Here is a 4163-nt window from a genome sequence, read left to right on the forward strand (position 1 = left end):
GATCCCCGAGCGGGAGGAGTCGGGGAAGAGCGTGGAGAGGAGTCGGCTCTCCCGAAAGGGGCCTCCTCTTTTGCGAAGGAAGCTTTTCATGGGGGCTTTGGTGGCGGTGAGGCACGACCCGGAGATGGGGGCCTTCTACCGTCGCCTGCTGTCGCGGGGAAAGCGCAAAAAGCAGGCCCTGGTGGCCGTGGCCCACAAGCTTCTTAGGCGGATGATGGGGAGGCTAAGGGAGTACTACGCAGGCCAGTCCCTCCAAGGGGTGGCTTGACAGGCAAGACAGTATCAAAGCCAACGTGCGGGCACTTAGCCAACACCTTGAACAAAGACCACCGCTTTAGCCGGGCCTATGGGGACGAGGAGGGGAACATCTGGTTGGAGTCAGAGCTGGACCTCTCGGGAGGGGTGAGCCTGGGGGCGGTGGGGGCCTTTCTGGAGCTTTTCCGGGACCACTCCCTCCCCGACTTCATGGCGCACATCGGCTTTGAACCTTGACCCCAAGGCCCTTCTCCCCTATGATGGGGGTTGCCTGGCGCTGGGCGGCGTAGCTCAGGTGGTCAGAGCACACGACTCATAATCGTGGTGTCGTGGGTTCGAGTCCCACCGCCGCCACCAGGAAAGGCCTCCCGCTTTTGGGAGGCCCTTTTGCTACACTAAAGGGACGGGCCCGGGATCCCCCCGGTCGCCCAGGAGGCAGAATGCGCGCCCACATCATTACCTTCGGATGCCAGATGAACGAGTACGACTCCCACCTGGTGGCCAGCGAACTCGTGAGCCTGGGGTGGGAGCTGGTGGACTCCGTGGAGGAGGCGGACTTCGTCCTGGTGAACACCTGCGCCGTGCGGGGGAAGCCCGTGGAGAAGGTCCGGTCCCTTTTGGGCCAGCTTCGCAAGCAAAAGGAGAGGCGGGGCCTCCTCATCGGCCTGATGGGGTGCCTGGCCCAGCTGGACGAGGGCCAGCAGATGGCCAGGAAGTTCGGGGTGGATATCCTCCTGGGGCCTGGGGCCCTCACCTCCTTGCCCGAGGCCCTGAAGGCGAACGAAAAGTTCTGGGACCTCACCTTCCGGGAGGACGTCTTGGACTACATCCCCCCGCCCCCCAAGGGGGCCTTATCCGCCCACGTGACCATCATCCGGGGGTGCAACCACCACTGCACCTACTGCATCGTCCCCACCACCCGGGGCCCCGAGGTCTCCCGCCACCCGGACCTCATCCTGAAGGAGATTGAGATGCTGAAGAAGGCGGGGGTGGTGGAGATCACCCTCCTGGGCCAGAACGTGAACTCCTACGGCAAGGACCAGCCGGGCTTTCCCTCCTTCGCCGAGCTCCTCAGGATGGTGGGGGGGATGGGCATCCCCCGGGTGCGCTTCCTCACCAGCCACCCCGTGAACTTCACCGACGACATCATAGAGGCCATCGCCGAGACCCCGGCCATCACCCGGTACATCCACCTGCCCGTGCAGTCGGGCTCGGACCGGATTCTCAGGCGCATGGCCCGGGAGTACCGTCGGGCCCACTACCTGGAGAGGATCCGCAAGATCCGCGAGGCTTTGCCCGACGTGGTCCTTTCCACCGACATCATCGTGGGCTTCCCCGGGGAGACGGAGGAGGACTTCCAGGAGACCCTTTCCCTCTACGACGAGGTGGGCTACGACCAGGCCTACATGTTCATCTACTCCCCCCGGCCCGGCACCCCCGCCTACAAGCACTTCCAGGACCTGCCCCGGGAGGTGAAGGTGGAGCGCCTCCAGAGGCTCATTGAGAAACAGAAGGAGTGGAGCTACCGCCGGAACCTGGAGTGGGTGGGGAAGAAGGTGGAGGTCCTGGTGCGGGGGGTGGCCAAGGAGGAGGGGTATGTGCAGGGGCATGACCGGGGGAACCACCCGGTCCTGATCCCCGCCCACCAGGCCCCCACCCCCGGGCTCTACCAGGTGGAGATCAAGCAGGCCACGCCCCACCTTCTCTTCGGGGAGGTGGTGGGGGCCACGGTCCCCGGCCCCATCCCGCTGCCCGTGGCCTAGGAGGAGAGGGTGCGGTCCCTGCTTCCCTTGGCCGCCGCTTTGGCCCTCTTCCTGCTCCTCTTCGCCGCCTTCCGCTTCACGGGGCTGGGGGCGTTTTTGGCCCTTCTGGCCTCGAGCCTTCTCTACCTGGGCGTGGCCTCCTGGCAGGGGCGGGTGCTGGCTTCGGGGCCCTCCAGGGCCGCCCTGGAGCGGCTGGCCATGAAGGAGGCCTGGCGGCGGGGTGGGTTTCTTGAGCCTGGGCATCTATCCCCTTTCCTCTCCGAGGAAGCGGCCAGGGACCTCCTGGAGGGCCTGGCGGCCCGGGGGCTCTGCCGGAAGGAAGGGGGAGGCTACCGGTTTTAAGGGCTAGGCGTGGCGGGGAGCGCGGGCGGCATCCTCCTGGTGGGGGCCGGGGTGGCGGGGGCGGCCCTGGCCCTGGCCTTGAAGGAAAGGGGCCTCTCCTTCCTCTGGGTGGCCGAGGGGGTGGGAGAGGCCAGCCGGGTCCCCGTGGCCCTGGTGAACCCGGTACGGGGAAAAAGGGGGGTCCTGGTGCCGGAAGGGGGGGAGGCCCTGGAGGCCGCCCGGGAGCTCTATGGCCGCTACGTTCCCCTCCACCTGGGCCTTCTCCGCCCGGTGCCGGAGGGGGAACGGGAGGCCTGGGAAAGGCGCCTTGCGGGAAGCGGCCTCCGCTACCTCTGGCGGGGGGAGGGCCTTTACCTGCCCGGGGCCTTCTGGTTGGAGCCCAGGCCCTTTCTGGAAAGGGTGTGGGCGGAGCTTGGGGGTGTGCGGGACCGGGTGGTGGCCTACGCCCCGGGGGAGGTGGTCCTGGAGGGGGGAAGGCGGCTTAGGCCGGAGCTGGTCCTCTACGCCGGGGGGGCCAGGGGGGCGGGGGTCTTTGGCCTCGAGGGCCGCTTTATAGCGGGCCTGGAACTCCTCCTTTTGGAGTACCGGGAGGAGGCCTTAAGCTACCGGGTCTTCCTGGCGGGGGTGGCCCTTGGGGGAAGCTACCTGGACCTTCCCGGCTACGAAGAGCCCCCTCCGGCGGAAGGGGAGGTGGCGTGGCTTTTGGAGGGAGCGGAGAGCCTTCTCGGCTACCGGCCCCGGGTGGCCGGGGTCTGGCGGGGGGTGCGCTTCCGCAGGGCTTCCCCCCTAAGCCCCATCCCCGGGGGGTACGCCCTCACCGGCTTCGGCTCCACCGGCTTTCTCCTGGCCCCCCTCTGGGCCAGGCGGCTGGTCCAGGCCTTAGGCTAGGGGCATGGGCTACTCGGGCGCGGTGCTGGCGGGGGGAGCCTCCAAGCGCTTCGGGGAGGACAAGGCCCTATTCCCTTACCGGGGAAAGCCCCTCCTCCAATGGGTGTTGGAAAGCCTCCAGGGGGCCGAGGAGCGCTTCGTCGTGGCCAACCGGCCCTACGAGGGCTTCGGCGTCCCCGTCTACCCGGACCTCCTGCCGGGGGCGGACAGCCTCTCCGGCCTGCACTCGGCCCTTTCCCACGCCCGCCATCCCTGGGTGGCGGTGGCCGCTTGCGACCTCCCCTTCCTCAGCCGGGATTACTGGGACTTCCTTTATGAAAAGGCCCTGGCCTCCCCCTACCCCGTGGTGGTGGCCTACTCGGGGGAGGGGCATCTGGAGCCCCTGGCCGCCCTTTACCACAAGAACTGCCTGCCCCAGGTGGAGGGGCAGATCCGGGCGGGGGACTTCCTCCTCCGCCGCATCCCCGAAACCCTGGGGGCCACCTACGTGCCCTTCGCCGAGGTCTCGGCCCGGTTTGGGGAAAGGGTCTTCCTCAACGCCAACCGCAAGGAGGAGCTGCCCTAGGCCTGAGTGCGCACCCTTGGCTTTGATACTGTCTTGCCTGTCAAGCCACCCCTTGGAGGGACTGGCCTGCGTAGTACTCCCTTAGCCTCCCCATCATCCGCCTAAGAAGCTTGTGGGCCACGGCCACCAGGGCCTGCTTTTTGCGCTTTCCCCGCGACAGCAGGCGACGGTAGAAGGCCCCCATCTCCGGGTCGTGCCGCACCGCCACCAAAGCCCCCATGAAAAGCTTCCTTCGCAAAAGAGGAGGCCCCTTTCGGGAGAGCCGACTCCTCTCCACGCTCTTCCCCGACTCCTCCCGCTCGGGGATCAGGCCCGCGTAAGAGGCCGCCGCCTTGGCCCGGCCCCAAAGG

At 67.6% G+C, this 4163-nt stretch carries 7 protein-coding genes and 1 tRNA gene; 7 read left to right on the forward strand and 1 reads right to left on the reverse strand.

Annotation, left to right across the window (positions count from 1 at the left end):
- From BVI061214_RS07210 to BVI061214_RS07235, 7 genes are all read left to right on the forward strand, one after another.
- A partial coding sequence (locus BVI061214_RS07210) for a transposase (RefSeq protein WP_156303303.1) occupies positions 1-268 on the forward strand: 268 nt, incomplete at its 5' end.
- Between the two features lie 47 nt (positions 269-315).
- A complete protein-coding gene (locus tag BVI061214_RS12570; RefSeq protein WP_248841737.1) occupies positions 316-492 on the forward strand; it encodes a YbjN domain-containing protein in 177 nt (58 codons plus the stop codon).
- A gap of 43 nt (positions 493-535) precedes the next feature.
- Positions 536-612 (forward strand) — tRNA-Met (locus BVI061214_RS07215).
- Positions 613-695: 83 nt separating this feature from the next.
- Positions 696-2018, forward strand: a complete 1323-nt coding sequence (miaB, locus tag BVI061214_RS07220; protein ID WP_053767819.1) for a tRNA (N6-isopentenyl adenosine(37)-C2)-methylthiotransferase MiaB — start codon at positions 696-698, stop codon at positions 2016-2018.
- A 9-nt stretch (positions 2019-2027) separates the two neighbouring features.
- Complete coding sequence (locus tag BVI061214_RS07225) at positions 2028-2360, forward strand: hypothetical protein (protein WP_053767820.1); 333 nt, start codon at positions 2028-2030, stop codon at positions 2358-2360.
- Between the two features lie 9 nt (positions 2361-2369).
- Entirely contained in the window at positions 2370-3248 is an 879-nt protein-coding gene (locus BVI061214_RS07230; protein WP_053767821.1) for an FAD-dependent oxidoreductase, read from the forward strand.
- A gap of 4 nt (positions 3249-3252) precedes the next feature.
- Positions 3253-3813 (forward strand): molybdenum cofactor guanylyltransferase, encoded by a 561-nt coding sequence (locus BVI061214_RS07235; protein WP_053767822.1) that lies wholly within the window; start codon positions 3253-3255, stop codon positions 3811-3813.
- Positions 3814-3853: 40 nt separating this feature from the next.
- On the opposite strand, the gene BVI061214_RS07240 is transcribed toward BVI061214_RS07235, so the two are convergent.
- The coding region (locus tag BVI061214_RS07240) for a transposase (RefSeq protein WP_156303304.1) at positions 3854-4163 on the reverse strand (310 nt) is incomplete at its 5' end.

This window comes from Thermus aquaticus, assembly GCF_001280255.1.
GTDB lineage: Bacteria > Deinococcota > Deinococci > Deinococcales > Thermaceae > Thermus > Thermus aquaticus.